Annotated in this window: 20 protein-coding genes; 11 read left to right on the top strand and 9 right to left on the bottom strand. The window is 65.6% G+C overall.

The features are described 5' to 3' along the window. Window positions 1–5: 5 nt before the first annotated feature. Entirely contained in the window at window positions 6–881 is an 876-nt protein-coding gene (locus CEY11_RS23885) for a fumarate hydratase (protein ID WP_408608161.1), read from the bottom strand. A gap of 194 nt (window positions 882–1,075) precedes the next feature. Here CEY11_RS23885 and CEY11_RS23890 point away from each other — a divergent pair, with 194 nt between their 5' ends. Both CEY11_RS23890 and CEY11_RS23895 read left to right on the top strand, forming a co-directional pair. Then, entirely contained in the window at window positions 1,076–2,059 is a 984-nt protein-coding gene (locus tag CEY11_RS23890; RefSeq protein ID WP_088605940.1) for a Bug family tripartite tricarboxylate transporter substrate binding protein, read from the top strand. A 56-nt stretch (window positions 2,060–2,115) separates the two neighbouring features. Then, window positions 2,116–2,772, top strand: a complete 657-nt coding sequence (locus CEY11_RS23895) for a flavin reductase family protein (RefSeq protein ID WP_088605941.1) — start codon at window positions 2,116–2,118, stop codon at window positions 2,770–2,772. Here CEY11_RS23895 and CEY11_RS23900 read toward each other — a convergent pair. Continuing rightward, window positions 2,763–3,689: a LysR family transcriptional regulator gene (locus tag CEY11_RS23900; protein ID WP_088605942.1), complete on the bottom strand. Its 927-nt coding sequence runs from the start codon at window positions 3,687–3,689 to the stop codon at window positions 2,763–2,765. The two genes, CEY11_RS23895 and CEY11_RS23900, sit on opposite strands and share 10 nt — an antisense overlap. Before the next feature lie 239 nt (window positions 3,690–3,928). On the opposite strand from CEY11_RS23900, the gene CEY11_RS23905 reads away from it, so the two are divergent. The 5 genes from CEY11_RS23905 (at window position 3,929) to CEY11_RS23925 (ending at window position 9,320) form a co-directional block, all read left to right on the top strand. Further along, window positions 3,929–4,783, top strand: coding sequence for an HpcH/HpaI aldolase/citrate lyase family protein (locus tag CEY11_RS23905; protein WP_088605943.1), 855 nt, complete (start codon window positions 3,929–3,931; stop codon window positions 4,781–4,783). 57 nt (window positions 4,784–4,840) lie between these two features. Further along, the gene (locus tag CEY11_RS23910) at window positions 4,841–6,025 is read left to right on the top strand and encodes a CaiB/BaiF CoA transferase family protein (RefSeq protein ID WP_088605944.1); all 1,185 of its coding nucleotides are present in this window, start codon (window positions 4,841–4,843) and stop codon (window positions 6,023–6,025) included. A 133-nt stretch (window positions 6,026–6,158) separates the two neighbouring features. Continuing rightward, on the top strand, window positions 6,159–7,145 hold the full coding sequence (locus tag CEY11_RS23915) for a tripartite tricarboxylate transporter substrate binding protein (protein ID WP_088605945.1): 987 nt from the start codon (window positions 6,159–6,161) through the stop codon (window positions 7,143–7,145). Between the two features lie 98 nt (window positions 7,146–7,243). Then, window positions 7,244–8,161 carry a LysR family transcriptional regulator gene (locus CEY11_RS23920; RefSeq protein ID WP_088605946.1) on the top strand — a complete coding sequence of 306 codons (918 nt, stop codon included), beginning with the start codon at window positions 7,244–7,246 and terminating at the stop codon, window positions 8,159–8,161. A gap of 223 nt (window positions 8,162–8,384) precedes the next feature. Further along, window positions 8,385–9,320: a dihydrodipicolinate synthase family protein gene (locus CEY11_RS23925; RefSeq protein WP_088605947.1), complete on the top strand. Its 936-nt coding sequence runs from the start codon at window positions 8,385–8,387 to the stop codon at window positions 9,318–9,320. A gap of 97 nt (window positions 9,321–9,417) precedes the next feature. Here CEY11_RS23925 and CEY11_RS23930 read toward each other — a convergent pair whose 3' ends face one another. From CEY11_RS23930 to CEY11_RS23940, 3 genes are all read right to left on the bottom strand, one after another. After that, window positions 9,418–10,659 (bottom strand): CaiB/BaiF CoA transferase family protein, encoded by a 1,242-nt coding sequence (locus tag CEY11_RS23930; protein ID WP_088605948.1) that lies wholly within the window; start codon window positions 10,657–10,659, stop codon window positions 9,418–9,420. A 111-nt stretch (window positions 10,660–10,770) separates the two neighbouring features. Then, window positions 10,771–11,646 (bottom strand): FAS1-like dehydratase domain-containing protein, encoded by an 876-nt coding sequence (locus tag CEY11_RS23935; protein WP_088605949.1) that lies wholly within the window; start codon window positions 11,644–11,646, stop codon window positions 10,771–10,773. A 17-nt stretch (window positions 11,647–11,663) separates the two neighbouring features. After that, window positions 11,664–12,650, bottom strand: coding sequence for a Bug family tripartite tricarboxylate transporter substrate binding protein (locus CEY11_RS23940; RefSeq protein WP_088605950.1), 987 nt, complete (start codon window positions 12,648–12,650; stop codon window positions 11,664–11,666). 312 nt (window positions 12,651–12,962) lie between these two features. On the opposite strand from CEY11_RS23940, the gene CEY11_RS23945 reads away from it, so the two are divergent. Then, on the top strand, window positions 12,963–14,180 hold the full coding sequence (locus tag CEY11_RS23945; protein ID WP_158215429.1) for an amidohydrolase family protein: 1,218 nt from the start codon (window positions 12,963–12,965) through the stop codon (window positions 14,178–14,180). A 115-nt stretch (window positions 14,181–14,295) separates the two neighbouring features. On the opposite strand, the gene CEY11_RS23950 is transcribed toward CEY11_RS23945, so the two are convergent. Together CEY11_RS23950 and CEY11_RS23955 are read right to left on the bottom strand one after the other, a co-directional pair. Beyond that, window positions 14,296–15,528 (bottom strand): NAD(P)/FAD-dependent oxidoreductase, encoded by a 1,233-nt coding sequence (locus CEY11_RS23950; RefSeq protein ID WP_088605952.1) that lies wholly within the window; start codon window positions 15,526–15,528, stop codon window positions 14,296–14,298. A 45-nt stretch (window positions 15,529–15,573) separates the two neighbouring features. After that, window positions 15,574–16,545, bottom strand: a complete 972-nt coding sequence (locus tag CEY11_RS23955; RefSeq protein ID WP_088605953.1) for a Bug family tripartite tricarboxylate transporter substrate binding protein — start codon at window positions 16,543–16,545, stop codon at window positions 15,574–15,576. A 353-nt stretch (window positions 16,546–16,898) separates the two neighbouring features. Between CEY11_RS23955 and CEY11_RS23960 the strand changes: the two genes are divergently transcribed. Both CEY11_RS23960 and CEY11_RS23965 read left to right on the top strand, forming a co-directional pair. Next, complete coding sequence (locus CEY11_RS23960) at window positions 16,899–17,774, top strand: carbon-nitrogen hydrolase family protein (RefSeq protein WP_088605954.1); 876 nt, start codon at window positions 16,899–16,901, stop codon at window positions 17,772–17,774. Then, window positions 17,758–18,606 (top strand): IclR family transcriptional regulator, encoded by an 849-nt coding sequence (locus CEY11_RS23965; RefSeq protein WP_088605955.1) that lies wholly within the window; start codon window positions 17,758–17,760, stop codon window positions 18,604–18,606. The genes CEY11_RS23960 and CEY11_RS23965 overlap by 17 nt, the downstream gene beginning before the upstream one ends. 160 nt (window positions 18,607–18,766) lie before the next feature. On the opposite strand, the gene thpR is transcribed toward CEY11_RS23965, so the two are convergent. After that, complete coding sequence (gene thpR / locus CEY11_RS23970; protein WP_088605956.1) at window positions 18,767–19,315, bottom strand: RNA 2',3'-cyclic phosphodiesterase; 549 nt, start codon at window positions 19,313–19,315, stop codon at window positions 18,767–18,769. A 157-nt stretch (window positions 19,316–19,472) separates the two neighbouring features. Here thpR and hpaR point away from each other — a divergent pair, with 157 nt between their 5' ends. After that, window positions 19,473–19,922, top strand: a complete 450-nt coding sequence (hpaR, locus tag CEY11_RS23975) for a homoprotocatechuate degradation operon regulator HpaR (RefSeq protein ID WP_088605957.1) — start codon at window positions 19,473–19,475, stop codon at window positions 19,920–19,922. Between the two features lie 75 nt (window positions 19,923–19,997). Here the strand turns inward: hpaR and CEY11_RS23980 are convergent, their stop codons facing one another. Then, complete coding sequence (locus CEY11_RS23980; RefSeq protein ID WP_088605958.1) at window positions 19,998–21,077, bottom strand: LysR family transcriptional regulator; 1,080 nt, start codon at window positions 21,075–21,077, stop codon at window positions 19,998–20,000. Window positions 21,078–21,142: the final 65 nt, after the last annotated feature.

Raw genomic sequence — 21,142 nt, forward strand, 5'->3', positions numbered from 1 at the left:
CGGTTTCACTCCAGCACCTCGACCTCGCCCGAATTGTGCAGGCGCACACGGGTGCGGCGATTGATCCAGCAATTGAAGCACACCGCCACCGGCGTGAAGCCATGGCCCGCCGCGTATTCGATGTGGACGGCCATGGTGGTGCTGTCGCCGCCCGTTCCCATCGGGCCGAATCCCGTCTTGTTGATGGCCGCGGCCAGGCGGGTTTCCATGGCGGCAAGTATGGGCTCGTCGCTGGATTGGCCGATCGGGCGCAGGGTGGCCTCTTTGGCCATTTTCGCCGCGTAGTCGAACGATCCGCCTATGCCCACGCCGATGACCACGGGCGGGCACGGCTGGGAGCCCGCGCGGATCACCGTATCCAGCACGAAGCGCTCTATGGTTTCCAGATCCGGGAAGCTGAAGATCTCCAGCGCCGCCCAGCGGCCCGAGCCCAAGGCCTTGGGAGAACAGGTGATGTCGACATAGTCCACGTCATCGACCACATCGAAGGTCACCAGCGGCATGTGCCGGCCCTTGTAGCCCCGTTCCAGGGTCAGCGGATTGGTAACGTGGGGCAGCAGCGGCGGATTGATGGTCGCCACCAGCTCGTCAAAGCCGTCGCTGATGGCCTTGCGCACACTGCCCTCGAACCTGGCCTGCGCGCCGATGCGCACGAAATATACCGGCACCCCGGCGTCCGAACAGACGAACCTGCCGGTCTCCCGCGCCGTATCGGCGCTGCGTATCATCATGTGCAGGGTATGGCGCGCCGTGCTGTCGCCTTCGCCATCGGCGGCACGCGCCAGGGCGTTGCGGGCATCCCTCGGAATACCCTTGAGCGCACGTTCGTACATCTGTGCGGTAACCGTCTTGATCGTCTCGTAGCTGATACCCACGTTCATGCTCCACAACACCCGCTCCAGCCGGCGGATCGCTTATATTTCCGGATCAATAAACTTTAATGCCATACTTATGACCTTTTTGCTATAGTACAGGGAAAGCCCCCGATCATCAATCCAGCAAACCGGATCCCGGGCCCGGCAAACATACCCATTTACCTCGTCACCACCACACTGACCCTAGTACGGAGACAACCATGTCCGGAATCGATAGGCGCGCAGCATGCGCGCTGCTGCTTTCATTGGCTGCGGGAACGGTATCCATAGCCCGCGCGGCGCCGGCGGCCACCTACCCCCAGCGCCCCATCACACTGATCAACCCCTATGCGGCAGGCGGCCCGGCCGACGTCCTGGCGCGCAGGCTCGCCAAGGATCTCGGCGAGGTTCTGGCCCAGCCGGTCATCGTCGAGAACAAACCCGGCGCCGCCGCGGCGCTGGGCACCGGCTATGTGGCGCGCGCCAAGCCAGACGGCTACACGCTGCTGATCAGCACCTCGGCCGGCCACGTGGTCACGCCGCTGCTGCACCACGTCACCTACGACGGCGTCGCTGACTTCTCGTTCATAGGCATCGTGGCCAGCCAGTCGAGCATGCTGGTGATCAATCCGCAATTCAAGGTGAACAACGTCGCCGAACTCATCGCCTACGCCAAGCAGCATCCGGGCAAGCTGAATTTCGGCTCGGCAGGAACCGGCGGCGCCACGCACCTGGGCGGCGAGCTCTTCAAGCAGAAGGCCGGCGTCGACATCGTGCACATTCCGTACAACGGCGCCGCGCTGGCCCTGACGGATCTGATCGGCGGCCAGGTGCAGATGGCATTCCTGAACCTGTCCGCCTGCCTGCCGCACATCAAGGACGGCAGGATCAAGGCGCTGGCCTATGCCTCCGAACATCGTTCCAAGCTGCTGCCGGACGTCCCCACGCTGGAAGAGTCCGGCATCCACGGCGCCGACGTACCCACCTGGTACAGCCTAGCGGCTCCCAAGGGTACGCCCGCGGCGATCGTCGACCGGCTCAACGCGGCCCTGCTGGCCCTGAACGCCAAGCCCGGCTATGCGGCATTCATGGAAAGCCTGGACGCCGTCCCCTTGTCCCTGTCGCCGGCACAGACCACCCAATTCGTCGAGCACGACCGCAGCAACATGACCAAGCTGCTGCGCTCGATCGGCCTGGCCAAGTAGCGGGCCGCGGCGCCCGGCGCCACAAGGGCGCCGCCGCTGCCCTGCAAGGATCCCTCATGCCATCACCCCTGCACACTTACACCTACCTGGGCCAGGAAAGCCTGGACACGGAAACCAGCTACCGCCTGCTGGTAGGCTGCGTCGTGCCGCGCCCCATCGCCTGGATCAGCACCCTGAACCCGGACGGCTCGGCCAACCTGGCGCCGTTCAGTTCCTACAACTACGTGGCCACCAGCCCGCCGATGCTGGCCGTGAATATCGCCACCCGCGAAGGCGAGCATAAGGACACCGCCATCAATATCTCGGCCAGCGGGGAATTCGTGGTCAACGTGGTCGACGAGGCCTCGATGGAAGCGATGCACAAGTCGGCGGCCAACTATCCGCGCGGCACCAGCGAAGCCGCGGCGCTGGACATCCCGCTGCTGCCCAGCCGCGTGGTCGCGCCGCCACGCATCGCCAACACGCCCGTGCAGATGGAATGCCGGCTCGACCAGAAGGTCGTGCTGGGCCGCGGCGTCAATACCCTGTATATCGGCGAGGTAGTGGCTTTTCATCTGTCCGACCAGGTCTACGACGGCCATCGCGTCGACAGCCATCGCATCCGGCCCGTGGCGCGGCTGGGCGGGCCGTTCTATTCGACGCTGGGCGAGATCATCCGCAAGCCCATGCTGCAGCGCCCCCCCGGCGGGGAAGGCAGCGTCGATCAGGCCTGAGGGCGCCCCGCGCGGCCGCGGCCGCGCTCGACCAGCGCCGCCGCGTGCGCCCGGTATTCCAGCCGCGCGGCCTCCAGGAACGCCTGTATCAGCCCTGTCTTGGGCGAAGACCTCGACCAGATCAGGCCGAAGCGCCTGGGCTCGCCATAGTCGCCCAGCGGCAGCGCGACGATGCGCAGCTGCGGCCCCATCAAATTGGCGGCCAGCGGCACGATGGCCACGCCCAGATCCAGATGCACCATCAGCGCAATGGACTCCAGGCTGTTCAGCTCGAAGCGCTCGCGCGGCTGCAGGCCCAGCCCCTTCAGGTAGCGGCCGATCATCTGCCCCGTCCAGCTGTTGCGCTCGTAGCGGATGAAAGGCTGGCGGCGCAGCAGATCCAGCGGCGCGCGCGCCGCGTGCCGCTGCGCGGCCAGCAGCACGAAGGGCTCTTCCCGCAACAACTGCCAGTTCAGGCTCTTGGGCAGCGCATAAGGCGCCTGCGTGGCGATTGCCGCGTCCAGCTCCTTGCTCTCGACGGCCGGGTAGAAATCGGCCGAGTAGCCCGGATTGATCATGACATTGACTTGGGGGTGCTTGCGCACCAGGCGCGCCAGCACGTAGGGCACCACGCTGTGCAGCGAGGTGTTGCCGGCGCCCAGCCGCAGCTCGCCGCGCACCTCGTCGGACTTGGCAAGCGAGGTCAGCTCGTCGATACTTGACTGGATGTCGCGCGCCTTGTCCAGGATGCGCATGCCGGCCTCGGTCAGGTGTACGGTATGGCCGGCGCGGGTCACCAGGGCCACGTTCAGCTCGCCTTCCAGGGCGCGGATCTGCTGGGCCACCGCGCCATGCGTCAGATTCAGGCGGCGCCCGGCCTCGGCCATGGAACCGTGCTTATGGATCAGCAACAGCGTATTCAGGAACTTGGTATTCATGTCATTCGGTATCCGGGGCGCCAGAGCGGTGCCTGCCTGCGGCAGGGCTTACACGGCCGGGGCGGGCGGCAGGCTTCGCGCCGCCGGCCCAGCGCAAAGATAGTAAACATATCTTTTGATACGAGAATTACAGCTACTTTTTTATCTTTTCACAAGCACAATACGGCACTGGAGCCGCCGGCCGGCCTATACACTGCATACACCGCCACAAGCCGCGAGCCTCGCCTAGGAGACCCATCATGCGCAGCAAGCTGTTCGTTCCGGCATCGCGCCCGGAACTGTTCGACAAAGCACTGGCCTCGGACGCCGACGCCATCAGCTTCGATCTGGAAGATTCGGTACTGGAAAACCGCAAGGACTACGCCCGCGGCGAGCTGCTGAAGTTCCTGGATACGGCGCCCGCGACCGGCAAGACGCTCATCGTGCGCGTCAACGCCATGGACACCCCGCACTTCGGCGCCGACCTGCAGGCATGCTGCCACCCTGCGGTGCAGGTGATCAACGTGCCCAAGATCGACTCGGCGCAGCAGGTGCTCGATTTCGCGGGCCGGCTGCAAGAACTCGAGCGCGCGCGGGCGCTGCCCGGCGACATCGCGCTGCTGGCCAATATCGAGACGCCGCACGCCCTGCACGCCGCCGCCGACATCGCCACGAGCCACGAGCGCGTGTGCGGCCTGCAGCTGGGCCTGGGCGACCTGTTCGAGCCGCTGGGCATACGGCGCTATGATGCGGCCAATGTGCACGCGGTCATGTTCGAGCTGCGCATGGCCGCGGCCGCGGGCGGGGTCTACGCCTACGATGCCGCCTATGCCGATGCGGCCAACGTCGAGGGCTACCGCGCCGAGGCGCAGCTGGCGCGCGGCCTGGGCTTCCTGGGCAAGACCTGCATCCACCCGCGCCAGGTGGCGATCGCCAATGAAGTCTTCCGCCCCTCCGAAGGCGAGATCATATGGGCGCGCAAGGTGACGCAAGCCGCGCAAGCCAGCCAGCAAAACGGCGCCTTCCTGCTCGAGGGCAAGATGATCGACGTGCCTTTCGTGGCCAGGGCTCACGAGGTATTGCGCCAGGCCGCGCAATACGCGCCGGCGCAATAGCGGGGCGGCACGCGGTATAAGTCAAGCAGGCAACGGCAAGGCAAAAGGAAAACATCCATGGCAACGCTACACGACAATGCGCCTCTGGGCGGGATCCGGGTACTGGATCTCAGCGCCTACATCGCCGGCCCCTATGGCTGCGCGCTGCTCGCCGACATGGGCGCCGAGGTCATCAAGATCGAATCGCCCGAAGGCGACAATCTGCGCCGCTATCCCTCCACCCTGCAGGCCGAAAGCCGCGCCTTCCTGGGGGTGAACCGGGGCAAGAAGGGCATGGTCATCGACCTCAAGAGCGCGGCCGGCCTGGCCGTGTTCCAGCGCCTGACGCAATCGGCCGACGTGCTGGTGCACAACTTCCGCCCCGCGGTTCCCAAGCGCCTGAAGATCGACTACGAAACCCTGGAAAAACTCAATCCGCGCCTGATCTACTGCGCCATGACGGGCTACGGCGCCTCGGGCCCCCTGGCCGACAAGGCGGGCTACGACCAGGTGCTGCAGGCCATGAGCGGCATTTGCACCTCGCAGGGCAGCGCCGAGCAGCCACAGATCGTGTATGGGTCGGCGGTCGACTTCTACGCGGCCTCGATGGTGTCGAACGCCGTTTCGGCGGCCCTGTTCCAGCGCGAGCGCACCAAGTACGGCCGCGAGATCTCGGTGTCGCTGCTGGGCAGCGCCCTGGCCATGCAGGCGGCGCGCATGGTCTTTGCCGAAAACGAACCGCGCCACATCGAGCGCGACATGCGCTCGGGCGGCATCACGGGCATACACCCCACGCGCCAGGGCTTTCTGTACCTGTCGGCCAATACGCCGCATTTCTGGAAGTCGCTGTGCACGCTGACGGGCGTGCCGCAGCTGGCGGAAGGCGAGCGCTACGACAGCGTGCGCAAGCGCGCCGAACATGCCGAGGAAATCGTGCCCCTACTGCGCGCGGCCCTGCTGCAGCGCACGGCGCTGGAATGGGAAGAACTGTTCGGTTCGGCCGTGCCCTGCGCGGCGGTGCGCCGCCCCGAAGACATCATCGACAACCCGCAGGTGCAGGAACAGGCCTACCTGGCCGACTTCGAGCACCCCACGGTGGGCCGCTACAAGGGCGTGGCCAACCTGATCAAGTTCCAGGGCTGCGACCCGATGCCTCCGGTGCCCGGGCCGCGGCTGGGCCAGCACACGCGCGAAATCCTCGACCAGGCGGGCTATGGCAGCGATGAGATCGACGCGCTCTTCGAACAGAAGGCGGTCGCCTGAACCGGGCGTGCCGCCCAGCCGCGGCGGCCATGCGCCCGGCCCGAAACCCGCCGCCACACAACGGGTGCGGCACAATGGCTCCGTGCCGCACCCAATACGATACGTACCCGATGTACACAACAAGGAGGCTCCCATGAGCATCATCCCCAAACGCCTGTATGCGATTCCCGCACTGGCAAGCGCGCTGGCCTGCCTGGCCGTCCCCGGCAGCGCCGCGGCCGCGGCATTTCCCGACAAACCCATCACGGTCGTGGTGCCCTATTCGCCCGGTGGCGGCGCCGACAACGCGGCGCGCATCATCTCGCAGGGCCTGAGCCAGGAACTCAAGCAAAGCGTCGTCATCGAAAACAAGGGCGGGGCCAGCGGCTCGATCGGCGCAGCCTACGTGGCGCGCGCCACCCCCAACGGCTACACCCTGCTGTACGATGCCTCGTCGTTCGCCATCAACCCGGTGCTGCGCAAGCTGCCCTACAACGCGCAGAAAGACTTCATCCCGGTGTCGCAGGCGGTAAGCGTGCCCAACATCATGGTGACCGCGATGAACTCGCCCTTCACCTCGCTGCAGTCCTACATCGACGCGGCCCGCAAGGCGCCCGGCAAGTACACCTTCGCCTCGTACGGGCCGGGCAGCCTGGCGCAGATGATCGGCGAGCTGCTCAAGAAGGAAACCGGCATCGACATTGTGCACGTGCCCTACAAAGGCGGTGCGCCGGCCATCGTCGACGTCATGAGCGGCCAGGTCAACGTGTACTTCGCCAATGCGGCCTCCAGCCTGGGCTATATCACCAGCCATAAGCTCAAGGCGCTGGCGGTCACTTCGGCCACGCGCATGAAAGAACTGCCCGACGTGCCCACCATGTCCGAATCGGGCCTGAAGAATTTCAGCGTGCTCGAATGGAACGGCTTCTTCGCGCCCGCCGGCACGCCGCCGGAAGTGGTGGCGCGCCTGCAGCAGGCGATCCAGGCCACCATGAAAAACCCCGCAATACAGGAAAAACTGCACAAGCTCGGCCTGACGGCGGTGGGCAGCACCTCGGCCGAGTTCGCGGCCTTCGTCAAGTCCGAGACGGCGCGCTGGCGGGAAGTGGTCAAGGCGAACCACATTTCGCTGCAGCAATAAAGGCGGCAAAAACGCAACCCGGATCCGGCGTGCGCAGGCGGGGAAGCCGCATCTAATCCCCACCTGCGCACACCGGCTCTTTCGACACGGCGGATCTCATGCTGCGACTGGACATACTGGGCGTACAAGCCTTCGTCTTCATCGCCGAACTGGGCAATTTCAGCAGTGCCGCCGAACACCTGCACCTGTCGCAGACGGCGCTGAGCCGGCGCGTGTCCAAGCTGGAAGAAAGCATAGGCGTAGAACTGTTCGTGCGCACCACGCGCTCGGTCAGCCTGAGCCAGGCCGGGCGCGACTTCCTGCCGCGCGCGCGCCGCATCGTGCGCGAGCTGGCGGCCGCCCTGGACGACATGAAGGACAATGCCGCCAAGGGCTACGGGCGCTTCGTGGTGGCCTGCCTGCCCACCATCGCCGCGGCGCTGCTGCCGCCGGTGCTGGCCGAATACCGGCGCCTCTATCCGCGCAACCGCATCCACATCCTGGATCGCTCGGCCTACGAGATCCGCGAGGCCGTGCTGGAAGGCGAGGCCGACTTCGGCATCTCGGTGCCCGGCTCCCTGCACTCCGACCTGGAATACCAGCCCCTGTTCGACGATCCCGTGGTGGCGGTATGCCCCAACGGCCATCCACTGGGCCGCCGCCGCAGGCTGGCTTGGAAAGAACTCGAAGGCATCCCCTTGGTCGGCGCCAGCTCGCTCAGCGGCCTGCGCCTGCAGCTGGAACAGGTCGTGCACGAACACAAGCTGGATCTCTTCTTCGCCTACGAAGTTTCGCACCTGGCCACGATCACCGGCATGGTATTGGGCGGCGCCGGCCTTGCCGTGCTGCCGCAGACGGCCGTGCGCATGCTCTCGGCGGGCGAACTGCAGGTGCTGCCGCTGCATACACCTCGAGTGGTGCGCCCGATCCAGATCTTCAGGCGCGCCGACCGGCCGCTGTCGGCGCTGTCGCGCCCGCTGTACGACCTGGCGGTCGAGCACCTCGCATCGGGCCGCCGCCGGCCCGGTGCGCAATGATGGGCGGCGCTCACAACACACGGCGGCCCGCCCCGTATCTGCGCATCGATACGCCGTATTGATGTATATAAGGCATGAATCCCTGCAATATTTGCAATAGGATCGCAAGGCCAGACGGCTTTACAGTGCAGATTCCATCCATGGGTCGTCTGATTCAGCAGAACCCTATATATTTGCTTTTGCGGGCCGTCCGCGAGCCCGCGCCATTTCCAGGAACCCCGCAATGAAACTCACAGCCGAACAAAAGGGCGTCGTGGTGATCGCCCCCACGCCTTTTCTCGACGATGGCAGCATAGACGTACCTTCCATAGACCGCCTGGCCGATTTCTACGTCCAGGCCGGCACCACGGGCATCACGGTGCTGGGCCAGCTGGGCGAGGCGCCCAAGCTGGCCTTCGACGAGGCGGCCAGCGTGGTGGCGCGCTACATCAGCAAGGCGCAGGGCCTGCCGGTAGTGGTCGGGGTATCGGCGCCGGGCTTTGCGGCCATGGCGGCGCTCAGCAAGCAGGTCATGGATCTGGGCGCGGCCGGCGTGATGATCGCGCCGCCCAACACCCTGCGCACCGACGATCAGATCGTCAATTACTACCGCCAGGCCTCGCGCGCCATCGGCGAAGACATCCCCTTCATCATCCAGGACTATCCGCTGACCTTCTCGGTGCAGATGACGCCCGGGGTGATACGCCGCATCGTCAGCGAAAACCCCGCCTGCGTCATGCTCAAGCACGAAGACTGGCCGGGCCTGGAAAAGATCTCGACACTGCGCGGCTTCGAGCGCGACGGGTCGATGCGACACATATCGATCATGTGCGGCAACAACGGGCTGTTCCTGGACTTCGAAATGTCGCGCGGCGCCGACGGCGCCAACACGGGCTATTGCTTTCCCGACATGCTGTGCGACGTGGTGCGGCTATACGGTGAAGGCAAACGCGACGCGGCACACGACCTGTTCGACGCGCACCTGCCGCTGATCCGCTACGAGCAACAGCCCGGCGTCGGCCTGGCGGTGCGCAAATACGTGCTGATGCGCCGCGGCCTGCTGAGCAGCGCGGCGCTGAGGCAGCCGGCGGCGCCGCTCACGGCGCAGACGCGCGAAGAAGTAGATTATCTGCTGGCGCGGCTGGCCAAGCATGACCGGCGGGCAGCCGTAGCCCCCTGAGCAAGCCTTCAGGGCAGGACGGCGAACTCACCGTTCGCCGCCCCGGCCCCGACAGTCACAGGCGAAACAATAGAATCGCTGCCGCGGCGCGCTACTCTTACGCCGTCGCAGGCTGCGTAACGGCGGCGATCGCCGACTCGTCCAGGCCGTATTCGCGCAGCACGGCAACGGTGTCGGCGCCCAGCGGCGGCGGCGGCGAGTAATCGGCCGGCGTGCCGTTGCGCAAGGTATTGGGCAGGCCGATGTTCCAGATGGGCCCTTCGGTGGGATGCTGCACCTTCTGGAACAAGCCGACGTCGCGGATGTGCGGGTCGTCGGGCAGGTGTTCCAGGGTGTTGTAGGGCATGGCCGGCACATTGAGCCGGTCGAAGATTTCCAGCCACTGCACCGTGGTCTTCTGCAGCAGCGCCGTAGCGCGCAATTCGAAGTACTCGCGGGTATTGCGGAAGCGCGCGGCCACGGAACAAAAGCGCGGGTCGTCCTTCAGCTCGGGACGACCGATGGCCTCGAAGAAGGCAAACGCCTGCTGGTCGGTATTGGCCGACAGGCAGATGTAGCTGTCTTTGGTCTTGATGGGCCGGGCCTGCGGGTTGGACACCCGCGGGTCGAAATTGCCGCCCAGCGGCGGGTCGAAGGTGCGCAGGTACATGTGCTCGGCCATGACATAGGCCGCCATGTTCTCGAGCATGGGTACCTCGATGCACTCTCCCATGCCGGTGCGCTCGCGCTGGTACAGGGCCATCAGTATCATCTGCACGGCGATCAGGCCCACGGTGTGGTCGGCCATGACCATGGGCACATAGCCGGGCTCGCCGTACATCTTGTCCACCACCGAAGAGATGCCGCTGGCGCCCTGGATGATGCTGTCGTAGGCCGGCCGATGCGCGTAGCGCCCCTTGCGCCCGAAACCCAGCAGGCTGCAATAGATCAGGCACGGGTTCACCGCCTGCAGCGCGTCGTAGCTCAGGCCGGCGCGCTCCAGCGCGTGCGGCCGCATGTTCACCACCACGATGTCGACCTGCGCGCACAGATGCCGCAAGGCCTTGCGCGCCGCGTCCAGCTTCAGATCCAGCACCACCGAGCGCTTGTTGCGGTTCAGGTGCAGGAACTTGGCGGACATCGAGCCACTGACCGAGGCGCCGCCCAGCTTGCGCAGCAAGTCGCCGCTGGGCATTTCCACCTTGATGACCTCGGCGCCGTAATCGGCCAGGAATTGCGTGGCCACCGGCCCGACCACCACCGAGGTCAGATCCAGCACTTTGATGCCCTTCAGGGGCACGTTTTTTTCATGCCGCTCATGCTGCTCGCCGTGTTTCTTGTCTTGCTCAGTATCGTTCATTGCTTTCCACCGCGTGCCGCGTGCTTCCCGGCTTGCGGGGTGCGCGCGGCCTTTATGATTGCAGGCTGCAGCCAGGCCTTAGCCGGGCCGTAGCCGGGTTTTATGCCAGCCTCAGGGCCGCTCTATTTCCAGCTCGATCAGGACGGCCGTTTCCCCCTGTTCATTGACGGCCCAGGCCTGGCCATGGCCGGTTTGCGCGTCCAGCGCCAGGTTCAGGCCCACCGGCCGGTTGACGAACAGCGGGCGCAGGTTGCGCGAACGCGAGGCGCGCAGGCGCCCGCCCGCCCGCTGCATGGCGAAGTCCCACAGGAACAGGGTCGTGAGGCCGCCATTGACTACCAGCGCCGGATAGCGCTCGACCTCGCTGGCATATTGCGCATCGTAATGAATGCGGTGCGCATTGAAGGTAATGGCCGAGTAGCGCAGCAGCATGGTGGGATCGAACACCATTTCCTTGCGCGCCGTGGCCTCTGGCAGCGCCGCCGGCTTGCGGGATGATTTCGCGGCGCCCGGCTGCGCGGGGCCGCGATACACGACGTCTTGTTCCTCGACCAGCAACAGGCGGTCGCCATCGAGGAACTCGTGGCGCAGCGTCACGAAGCACATGCGGCCGCTGGCGCCCTCTTTGAGCTGCACATCGGTTATTTGGGAGCGGCGCACGATGCGCCGGCCGATTTCAAGATCGTCGTGGAACTGGTTGCGCCGGCCGGCGAACATGCGCCGCGCCAGCGGCACCGGCGGCAGGAAGTCGCCCTTGGGCGGATGGCCGTCGGGCCCAAGCCGCGACTGGCGCTCGGTGGGGGTGAAGAGCATGACGTACCAGGCGGCGCTGACGCGCTCGCCCGGCGCATACTCGTGCTCGTCCCTGTCGAGCAGCGCGGCGATGCGCGCCGCGCCGCTCGGGCAGACATAGTCCGCGCGCTGCTGCTGCCTGCCGATCCAGCTGCGCAGATGCTCTATGTCGATCGGGGTGTGCTCCGGGCTCATGGACGATCCTGCGCGACTCAGTTGATGGCCATATGGGCTTTTTCGACGACCTCTTTCCAGCGCGCGATCTCGCTGCGGATCTGAGCCTTGAAGGCTTCGGGCGTGGTCGGGTTGGGAATGGCGCCCTGGCCTTCGAAGTGATGCTGTTCTTCCGGTGCGCTGATAATGCGGTTGATCTCGGTATTGAGCTTGGCCACGATGTCATGCGGCGTACCGGCCGGCGCCACGATGCCGTACCACTGGTCGGCCTGGAAGCCCGCCAGCCCGGGCAGCCCGCTCTCGGCCACGGTGGGCACCTTGGGCAAGGCCGCCACGCGCTTGGTGCTGGACACCGCCAGCGCCCGCAGCTGGCCGCTCTGGATGAACCCCAGCACTGCCGGCACCCCCGTGAACATCAGCTGGTTCTGCCCCGCGATCAGGTCGGTGACGGCCGGCCCGGTACCGCGATACGGCACGTGCGTCATATTGATGCCGGCCTTCAGCATCAGATATTCAGTGGCCGTGTGGGCGGCGCTGCCGTTGCCGCCCGACCCGAAATCGATTTTCCCGGGATGCTGTTTGGCATAGGCGATGAGCCCGGCCAGGTCGTGCACCGGCAGTTTCTTCGGGTTGACGACCAGCACATTCGGCACCCGCGCCACCCAGGCCACGGGCTCGAACATCTTCAGGGGCTCGATGTGCTTCTTGGCATACAGGCTGGGATTGACCCCCAGCGTGCCGATGTGGCCCATCATCAGCGTATAGCCGTCCGGCTTGGCCTGCGCGGCCTTTTCGGTGCCGATGATCCCGCCCGCGCCAGGCACGTTCTCGATGATGACCGTCTGCCCCCAGGCCTTGCCGAGCTTGTCGCCCACGGCACGGGCCAGAATATCGGTGGTTCCGCCGGGCGTAAAGGGCACGATGAGCGTGATGGGCCGATCGGGGTATTTGGCCAGGCTCGTGGCCGGCGCGCCGGCCATGCAGGCCAGGCTCGCCGCTGCGATCAAGTAGGCTCGCAATTTCATGTGTCTCTTCCTTGTAAGGTATTGAACCCGGCCCGGACGGCGGCCAGGATGAAAGTACGGTCTGGCTGCCGCGCAGCGGCGCACAAGCCCGATCCGGACACTATGCCCCGGCCAGGCCTAGCTGTAAATTGCAAATAACTTGATGATTGATGACTATTCTGCATCAATACCGGAAGCCTGCCCGTGGGCGCAACGAACCGCTACACACGATTCCGGGAGCCCGGCGCCATTTTCCATTGGCCGTTTCCGGGGCCTGACTATAAACTTGGATGGTGGCACTCCTCGTTCTAGTTCAACTACCTTGAGACCATGATGCGAACCCTAGTCGTCAACTCCACGCTCATCGATTGTGTATCGCCGGATCCCAGGCCCGGCACCACCATCGTGATAGAAGGCCAGCGCATAAGCCATGTCGGCCCCGACAGCGGCTTTTCGGCCGGCCCCGACGACCAAGTCATCGACCTGAAGGGCGCCTACCTGCTTCCGGGCCTATGGGACGTGCACGTGCACCCGGACTACCACTCGCTGGCCGACATGCCGCTGGCCGAACAAGTGACGCTGTTCGGCCATCGCCTGCAAACCGCACTCATGGACTCCGGCATCGTGGGCTTTCGCTGCGCGGGCGCGCACGATTACATAGACGTGGCATGGCGGCGCAGCTTCGAGGCGGGCCAGTTCACGGGCCCGCGCCTTTTCGCCAGCGGGTACTTCCTGACGACCACCGGCGGGCACTTCCTGACGTCCGGGCATGCGCGCGAATGCGACGGCCCGTACGGGTTCGTGAAAGCCATCCGGGAAGGCATCAAGAACGGCATCGATCACGTAAAGCTCAACCTGTCCGGCGGCATCCTGGGGCCGTCATGGGATCTGCACACCCAGTCCTTCCTGCTGGACGACGAGATAAAAGCCGCGTTCGACATCTGCAAGCTGCGCGGCTTCAAGGTCATGGCGCACGCCACCAACCCGCAGGCGGTGAAGGCGGCAATCCTCCTGGGCGCGCACAGCATCGAGCATGGCTACATCATGGACGACGAGTGCATCGAGCTACTCTTGAAGCACGACGTGTGGCTGGTGCCTACGCTGGCCATCAGCCACCTCACCCCTGGCCAGGCCAAGAACAAATGGGAAAGCCTGTGGACGCAGCAGCGCGGCATGGCCCACGCACTGTGCTGCCGCGCCGAAGCCGCCAGCGATACCCACACGAACTGGTTCGCCAAGGCCGTGAAAGCCGGGGTCAAGATGGCGCTGGGCTCGGACATCCGCCCGCTCAAAGACGCCGCGCTGCTGGAAATGGGACTGTGGACGCGCAACGGCGCCACGCCATGGCAGACCCTGGTCGCCGCCACCAGGCACGGTGCGGCCATCTGCGGCGTGGGCGACGAGCTTGGCACGGTGGAAGCAGGCAAGATCGCCGACCTGATTGTCGTCGGCGCCAACCCGCTCGACGACATCAACAACGTCCGGCAGCTGCAAATGGTCATCAAAGACGGGCAGGTGGTTTCGGACAAAAGACCGGTCGGCCAGCCGTAGCGGGCCGGGGCCCGCCCACGCTGGAACTAAAAGAGAAGTGCCGTCCCTAAATGGAGCGCCGCCCTCCCCTTTCAGGGCGAACAGCCCCTGATTTCCCGGGCTGGAAATTCGTCGGTCAAGCCCCTTCCGGCCGGGGGCGCCGGCCCTGGATACCGTCGGCAATGGCCTGTGCGGTACCGGCCGAGTCGGTCAGGCCCAGATGGCCATGGCCCACCGCCAGCCATAGGCCGGCCCGGCCCGGCGCCGGGCCAATGCGCGGCACGGAATCGGGCATGCAGGGGCGATGGCCCATCCACGTGGCGTAGCCGCGCCCACGCAATGACGGAAATGCCGACAGCGCGATGCGCAGCAAGGCCTGCGAGCGCCGCGGGCTGGGTGCGGCGCTCAGGCCACCGATCTCCACCGTGCCGCCCACGCGCAGGCCGGTTTCCATCGGGGTGATGAATACCTTGCGGTCGGCCAGCACCACCGTGCGCGATACTTCGGCGCCACCTTCGAATTGCACGTGATAGCCGCGCTGGGACTCCAGCGGCAAATGCACGCCCAGCGGGTTCAGCAGCTTGCGCGACCAGGCCCCCGCGGCCACGACGACCTGCTCCGCCGTCCCCGTCGGCACACCGCCGGCATATTCGATATTCCATCCGCCGGAACCAGGCGCCAATTTGCTCACCTCGGCGCGCAGGCAGTCGCCGCCCAGCGCGGCATAGTGCTGGAATATGGCCTGCACATAACGCCAGGGGTTGGTTACCGTGGCGTGATCCGCCAGGAACATGCCGATGCGATAGCGTTCGGCAATGCCGGGCTCCAGCGCCAGGATGCCGTCGCGATCCAGGCGCTCGGCGCGAAACCCGTACTGCTCGCGCAAGCGCCAGCCGGATTGATCCTTGGCCAGTATGCTTTCGTCCGGATACAAGTACAGGTGGCCGCGGCGCAGGATGAGTTCCGGCGCCCCGACCTCGCGCGCCAAGTTCAGGTGCAACTGCAGGGCATTGCGATGCACCACCGCCAGGCGGGACGCGGCATGCTGGGCCGCCGCCGGCCGCGACGCCAGGGCGAAGCGGGCCAGCCAGGGCATGGCCCACGGCAGATAGCCTGGTGGCAGGTACAAGGGCCCCTCCGGGTCGCAAAGCATGCCGGGCACGCTCTTGAGCAGGCCCGGCATGGCCAGCGGCACCACGGAACCCTCGCTGATGGCCCCCGAATTGCCGAAACTGCAGCCGCTGCCCGGCTCGTCGCGGTCGATCAGCAAAACCTCGCGGCCGCGCTTGCGCAATTCGTGGGCTATACATACGCCGACAATGCCGGCACCAATCACCGCGACGCGGCCAGACCCTGCTTTCATCTTCATCCCGCCAGACTTCTTATCGGCATTGCGCCAATTCCTACCCCTGCCTTATTTCGCGACTATACCGACCTTGGAGGCCAGGCTGCGCCATTTCCCGATTTCCGACGAGATGAAGCCACGAAACTGCGCGGGCGTGTCGGGAGACGGCATGATGTTCAGATCCATGAAGGCCTTGTTCAATTCCGGCGACTTCAGCGCCGCCACGGTCACAGCATTGAGCTTGTCGATGACGGCCTGGGGCGTCTTGGCCGGAGCCAGCAGCCCGAACCACGTGCCGCCGACGAACGGCAGCCCGGCCTCGGCCATGGTGGGAATGGACGGCGCATTGGGCAGGCGCTTGTCGGTTGCCACCGCCAGCGCCCGCAGCCGGCCCGCCTTCACCTGGCCGAGCGTAGCCGTAGCGGTATCGAAAGTGTACTGAACCTGGCCGCCCATCAGATCGGCGATCGACGGGCCGCTGCCCTTGTAAGGCACATGAGTGGTATTGATGTGCGCAGCCACCTTGAATTCTTCGCCGATCAGGTGGTTCGAGGTGTTGGTGCCGAACGATGAATAATTCAACTGCCCGGGATGCGCCTTGGCATAGGCGATCAGCTCTTGCAGCGACTTGGCGGGCACCTTGGGGTTGACCACCAGCACGAACGGAACCTTGCCGACCAGCGAAATGGGCGCCAGATCTTTCAAGGGATCGTACGGCATGTTCTTCAGAGTGATCGGAGCGATCGAAACCTCGGGCGAGGCTGCCAGCAATATCGTGTACCCGTCGGGCTTGGCATGCGCCACGTAGGACGCGCCTATCGTGCCGCCGGCGCCGGCACGATTTTCAACCACCACTTGACGGCCCAGGGATGCAGCCAGCGCCTTGGCCAGCAGGCGGCCGGCCGTATCGGTACTGCCGCCGGGCGGGTAGGCCACCACCAGCTTGATCGGCTCGGCGGGCCAGGACTCGGCCCGGGCGGGGGCATGAGTGGACAACAGCAGCGCGGGAAGTGCTGCCAAAAGCAGTTTGCGTCGATGCATCGCACAGCTCCTCGAAAATGCCCCTCGGGCCGAAGGGCTAGGGCCCAGCGAAACTGTAGAGCGATGCCCTTGAGTTTGGCCGGCTCGGACAGCCCCGGACTGGATCGCGAACCCCATGTCCGCGTGCCGCGGCCTTGCATCAGCGCACTGTATCCACTAGTATTTTTAATTGCAATAAGCAGTATTGCAATGCAATTGCCTTAAGCGCTTCATGACCGGCCGCCGTCTGCGGCCTTCCACCGGTTCTTTACAAGACTAATGGCTGGATCCTCCATGAGCACATTCTCTTTCCTTCCGTTTACCACCAACGCCAGCGGCGTGCCGTACAGCTGCGCGCAGGCCCGGGGCTAACCATGGCACGCCGCATCGTGGTCGCCGCCGCGCAGACTGGCAGCGTGGCACAAGACGGTCTCGCGCAGATCGAGGCACAGGCGCAGCAGATGCTCGACGAGGCGGCGCGCCTGTCGGTGCGGCTGCTGACGTTCAGCGAACTGTTCCTCGCTCCCTTCTTTCCCAACCGCCTCGAAGAATACTTCGACGGCTATTTCATGGACGCCGACGACTCCGTGCTGAAACGCCTGCGCCAGAAGGCGCACAGCCACGGGATCGCGCTGGTTCTGCCTTGGGCCGAGCGCAACCCAAGCGGCTACTTCAACTCGGCGCAGGTCATCGACGAAAACGGCGCAATACTCGGCACCTACCGCAAGACCCACATACCCGCCTACTTCCCCAACGAAGCCCGTGGCGGCACTGGCAGCTACGAGAAATTCTATTTCACCCCCGGAGACAGGCTGGACACCTACCCGGTGGCCGGCACGCGCATCGGCGTGCAGATCTGCAACGACCGGCTGTATCCGGAAGCGTCGCGCGCGCTGGCGCTGAAGGGCGCCGAGCTGATCGCCATGCCCATCTGCTACTCGACCTATTCCGATCCGGCGCACCGCAGCGCCATCTGGGACGTTCCGCTGCGGGCCAGGGCCTACGAGAACGGCGCCTGCGTGCTGGCATGCAATCGCGTCGGCACCGAAGGGGTGCGCCATCACCTGGGACGCAGCATGGTCGTCGATCCGCGCGGCACGATCCTGGCCGAGGCCGGCACCGAAGAGCCCGAACTGCTCAGTTGCCAAATTGACCTGGACGCAGCCGCCGCGGCAAGAAAAGGCTTTCCATGGTGGCGCGACCGACGCCCCGATCTGTACGATCCGCTCGTCCATGCCTCGCAAGACTGATCTTCCACCGCCAGCCGCTGCGCCTCTCCGTCCGGAGCTCGGCGGCAGCACGGGTGATGCCGAAAGCCGGCTGTTCATCGGGGCGCTGGCCAAGAGCTTCCAGGTGCTCGAGGCCATCAACCGCGCCGCGCGTCCGGTCACACTTACCGAACTATCCGGCCTTTCGGGACTCAACCGCAGCGTCGTGCAGCGCATTACCCACACACTGAAAACCCTGGGATACCTGCGCCAGCACCCCGACACGCGCGCCTACACGCTGTCAAGCCGCATGCTGGAATTCGGCCACACCGTGCTTACCCTGGATCGCGTGCGCGAAAAGGCCACGCCGCATATGGAGGCGCTGAACCGGCAGACCGGTGAAACCGTCAACCTCATGAAGCTGGAAGACGACGAGATCGTTTACCTGGCCCGTTTCCCGAGCCTGCACGCGGTCAGTGTCGACCTGCACGTGGGGTCGCGCCTGCCAGCCTTCTGCACCGCTGCCGGCCGCGCGATACTTTCCCGGCTGGACGAGGGCGAGGCCATGGCCAGGCTCGGGAACGCAGAGCGCACGCCCATGAACGAGCTGACTCGCACCGAGCTGCCAGCGCTGCACGCGGCCTTGATGGAAGCACGGCGCCTGGGCTATGCGCTGAACGACCAAGAGGCTTTCATCGGCGACATCTCGATCGCCGCCCCGCTGATAAGCCGCTCCGGCGCCCCCGTAGGCGCGGTCAATATCGCCGTGCCCTCGCCGCGCTGGAAGGTGGAGGCAGCACGGCGCACACTGGCGCCCCAGGTGGTGGCCACCGCACGCAATATCAGCACAGAACTGGGGTATACATACATTTAGATCTGTGTGTTCAGATCTGTGTTTTCAGATCCGTGCCTTTGATCTCTGCCCTCGGCTGGGCCAGGCCTACACACAGCATCGCCAGAACCCGCCCACCGAGTGCCCAGGAGCCCCTGCGCTCGCCCCGGCACTCATTGCGCACCGCGACTCCCGGCGAACATTACGCCACGGGCAAGCTGGCCAGCACGTCGTAATGCGCCACACCCTTATTCGGCCTGGACGCCACCAGCACGCAGCGCGTCGGCGACCACGCCAGCGGCGCTGCGCTCAGCAGCCGCGTGTCGCCCGGCCCGGCGTTGCGCAGCAGCGATACATGCGGCCGGAAGGCGCCCGCCTGGCGGCTCCAGCCACACTGCTCCAGGCGATTCCAAAGGCCCTCGTATAGCGCGTCCAGCCACGCCACCCGGCCCTCGGCGGCCGCCGGGCCGGCCCAGACAATGCGCGGCCCCTTGAAACGCCCGAATTCGCTCAGCACCAAGGGCCCCAGCGACACGCTCCAGCCTGCTGCCTCGTAAGCAAGCCGCCGCGCGGCGTCGGCGGGAGTCTCGCCCAGGAACGCCAGCGTCATGTGCAAGGTTTCCGGCCGCAGTATCCGGCCGCCGCACAAGGCCTGGGCAGCGCGCGCCCAGTCCATCAGCTGCGCCACCGTGGCGGCGTCCGGCCAGAGGGCGAAGAACAGCCGCTCCGACGTGCGAGAGGAAGCCTGCATAGGAGTGCTCACAATGACAGCCCTGCAAAAAATTCGGACACCAAGCCGCCTGGAAGGCCGGCAGGCCGGCAGCCCGGGAGCCGCGGGTTCGATCTACGCATCGGCGAACCCCGCGATATCTCTCCATGGTAGCAGCCATTCTTGTTAACATGGCAACATGCATCCATCCTTCCACCACCGCAATCTGCCGCACCTGTTCCTCTACGCCCGCGAGGCCTTGATGGCGCACTTCCGGCCCGTGCTGAACGAGGCCGGCGTCACCGAGCAGCAGTGGCGCGTACTGCGCACGCTCAGCGAAACCGGCCCCATGGAGCCGAATCAGATCGCCCGCAGCTGCCAGATACTGAGCCCGAGCCTGACGCGCATGCTGGCGGGCATGGAACAAGCGGGACTGATCCGCCGCGCGCGCTCGGATTCCGACCAGCGCCGCCAGGAAATTTCGCTGACGCCCAAGAGTGTCGCGCTCATCAAGCACATGCGGCCGCAGATCGACCGGAAGTACCAAGAGCTGGAAGAAAAAATAGGCAAGGAATTGCTGGATCGCCTGTACCGCGACGTCGACGCGGCGATAGCGCTGGTCAGGCAGGACAAGTCGGCGGGGGCCTGAACGCCGCCGCCCTGCAACCACGCGCCTTTTCGGCGCACGCCAGCGCCGGCAACGACGGCCGCATCTCGATCGGGGTCATCCGGCTCCTGGCTCGCGGCTTGTTTTGCGCTTCGCTGATGCCGCTGCGGCCCGCGCAGGCGTGCGCCGGGCTCGGGCCGCGCTCACACCACCGCCCGCGGCACGCATATTGCCCGCCGGCGGTAACGCTGCATCGCCAGGGCTGGCGGCGCCGACCAGCTCCATGCCTTTGCTGGCATCCCCGAGCAATTCCCGGAACAGCAACAGGGCGCTGCTGTTCTGGTCGGAATGCCTGTACACCAGCCCCACCGGGGGCATGAACCAGAGCGGATCCATGTCGAGAATGCCGACTCTGCCGGAACGCTGAAGGTACTCGGCCATGGTTCCGGGCAGCGGCGACAGCAGCAAGTTCCGCGTCAGCAACAGCTCGATATGCAGGATAGACAGGGTTTCGATATTGGTCTTGGGCGGGCGCAGCCTGTGCTCGACGAAATAGCGATCCATAATGGCGCGCAACGGCGCTTCTACCGGCGGCAGCACCCATTGTGCCTGCGCCAGCGCCGCCGGACGGACACGCTTGACCTTGGCCAAGGGGTGATTCTTGCTGCACACGATGCGGATAGGCTCTCCGTACAAAATGTCCCATGCATAGTCGCCCTGCACCGCTGCCCCTGAAAGGCGCGTGATCACGCAGTCCAGCCTGCCCTGCTGCAGAGCCGCGAGCGCCAGGTCGTGGCTGCCGGTCTGGATGGAAACAGACAAGCGCGCATATTGTTCACGTATGCGGGTCAGCGCCTCCAGCAGGACGCGATGCTGCGAAAAGGTAGTCGTGCCAAGCCTGATTCGCCCCAACGCGCCCTGCTCGATGGCGGCCACATCCGTTTGCATGGCATTGAGCTGGGCGAGCAGCGCCTTGCTGCGAACGGCGACGGCCGCGCCGGCCTCGGTGGCCTGCATGCCCGATTTGCTGCGTATGAACAGCCGGCTCTCCAAGATGCGTTCAGCCTCGATCAGGAGCTTGCTGACCGCAGACTGGGTAAGAAACAATTGTTCCGCCGCGCGATGGACATTTCTCGTCTCGTGCAACTGGACGACTGCTTGCAGATGGCGGATGCGTAGTTTCGAAAAATGATGCATGGCACCGGGGCTCCGGAAGGCGGCGCGGGTCGATCGCCGCCCGCGAGGCAAAAGTTCCCGGCTGC

The organism is Candidimonas nitroreducens (assembly GCF_002209565.1).
In the GTDB taxonomy this organism is placed as follows: domain Bacteria; phylum Pseudomonadota; class Gammaproteobacteria; order Burkholderiales; family Burkholderiaceae_B; genus Candidimonas; species Candidimonas nitroreducens.

Coding starts and splice junctions, on each gene's coding strand:
- CEY11_RS23885 (WP_408608161.1), bottom strand. CDS start 881: ATGAACGTGGGTATCAGCTACGAGACGATCAAGACGGTTACCGCACAG.
- CEY11_RS23890 (WP_088605940.1), top strand. CDS start 1,076: ATGTCCGGAATCGATAGGCGCGCAGCATGCGCGCTGCTGCTTTCATTG.
- CEY11_RS23895 (WP_088605941.1), top strand. CDS start 2,116: ATGCCATCACCCCTGCACACTTACACCTACCTGGGCCAGGAAAGCCTG.
- CEY11_RS23900 (WP_088605942.1), bottom strand. CDS start 3,689: ATGAATACCAAGTTCCTGAATACGCTGTTGCTGATCCATAAGCACGGT.
- CEY11_RS23905 (WP_088605943.1), top strand. CDS start 3,929: ATGCGCAGCAAGCTGTTCGTTCCGGCATCGCGCCCGGAACTGTTCGAC.
- CEY11_RS23910 (WP_088605944.1), top strand. CDS start 4,841: ATGGCAACGCTACACGACAATGCGCCTCTGGGCGGGATCCGGGTACTG.
- CEY11_RS23915 (WP_088605945.1), top strand. CDS start 6,159: ATGAGCATCATCCCCAAACGCCTGTATGCGATTCCCGCACTGGCAAGC.
- CEY11_RS23920 (WP_088605946.1), top strand. CDS start 7,244: ATGCTGCGACTGGACATACTGGGCGTACAAGCCTTCGTCTTCATCGCC.
- CEY11_RS23925 (WP_088605947.1), top strand. CDS start 8,385: ATGAAACTCACAGCCGAACAAAAGGGCGTCGTGGTGATCGCCCCCACG.
- CEY11_RS23930 (WP_088605948.1), bottom strand. CDS start 10,659: ATGAACGATACTGAGCAAGACAAGAAACACGGCGAGCAGCATGAGCGG.
- CEY11_RS23935 (WP_088605949.1), bottom strand. CDS start 11,646: ATGAGCCCGGAGCACACCCCGATCGACATAGAGCATCTGCGCAGCTGG.
- CEY11_RS23940 (WP_088605950.1), bottom strand. CDS start 12,650: ATGAAATTGCGAGCCTACTTGATCGCAGCGGCGAGCCTGGCCTGCATG.
- CEY11_RS23945 (WP_158215429.1), top strand. CDS start 12,963: ATGCGAACCCTAGTCGTCAACTCCACGCTCATCGATTGTGTATCGCCG.
- CEY11_RS23950 (WP_088605952.1), bottom strand. CDS start 15,528: ATGAAGATGAAAGCAGGGTCTGGCCGCGTCGCGGTGATTGGTGCCGGC.
- CEY11_RS23955 (WP_088605953.1), bottom strand. CDS start 16,545: ATGCATCGACGCAAACTGCTTTTGGCAGCACTTCCCGCGCTGCTGTTG.
- CEY11_RS23960 (WP_088605954.1), top strand. CDS start 16,899: ATGGCACGCCGCATCGTGGTCGCCGCCGCGCAGACTGGCAGCGTGGCA.
- CEY11_RS23965 (WP_088605955.1), top strand. CDS start 17,758: ATGCCTCGCAAGACTGATCTTCCACCGCCAGCCGCTGCGCCTCTCCGT.
- thpR (WP_088605956.1), bottom strand. CDS start 19,315: ATGCAGGCTTCCTCTCGCACGTCGGAGCGGCTGTTCTTCGCCCTCTGG.
- hpaR (WP_088605957.1), top strand. CDS start 19,473: ATGCATCCATCCTTCCACCACCGCAATCTGCCGCACCTGTTCCTCTAC.
- CEY11_RS23980 (WP_088605958.1), bottom strand. CDS start 21,077: ATGCATCATTTTTCGAAACTACGCATCCGCCATCTGCAAGCAGTCGTC.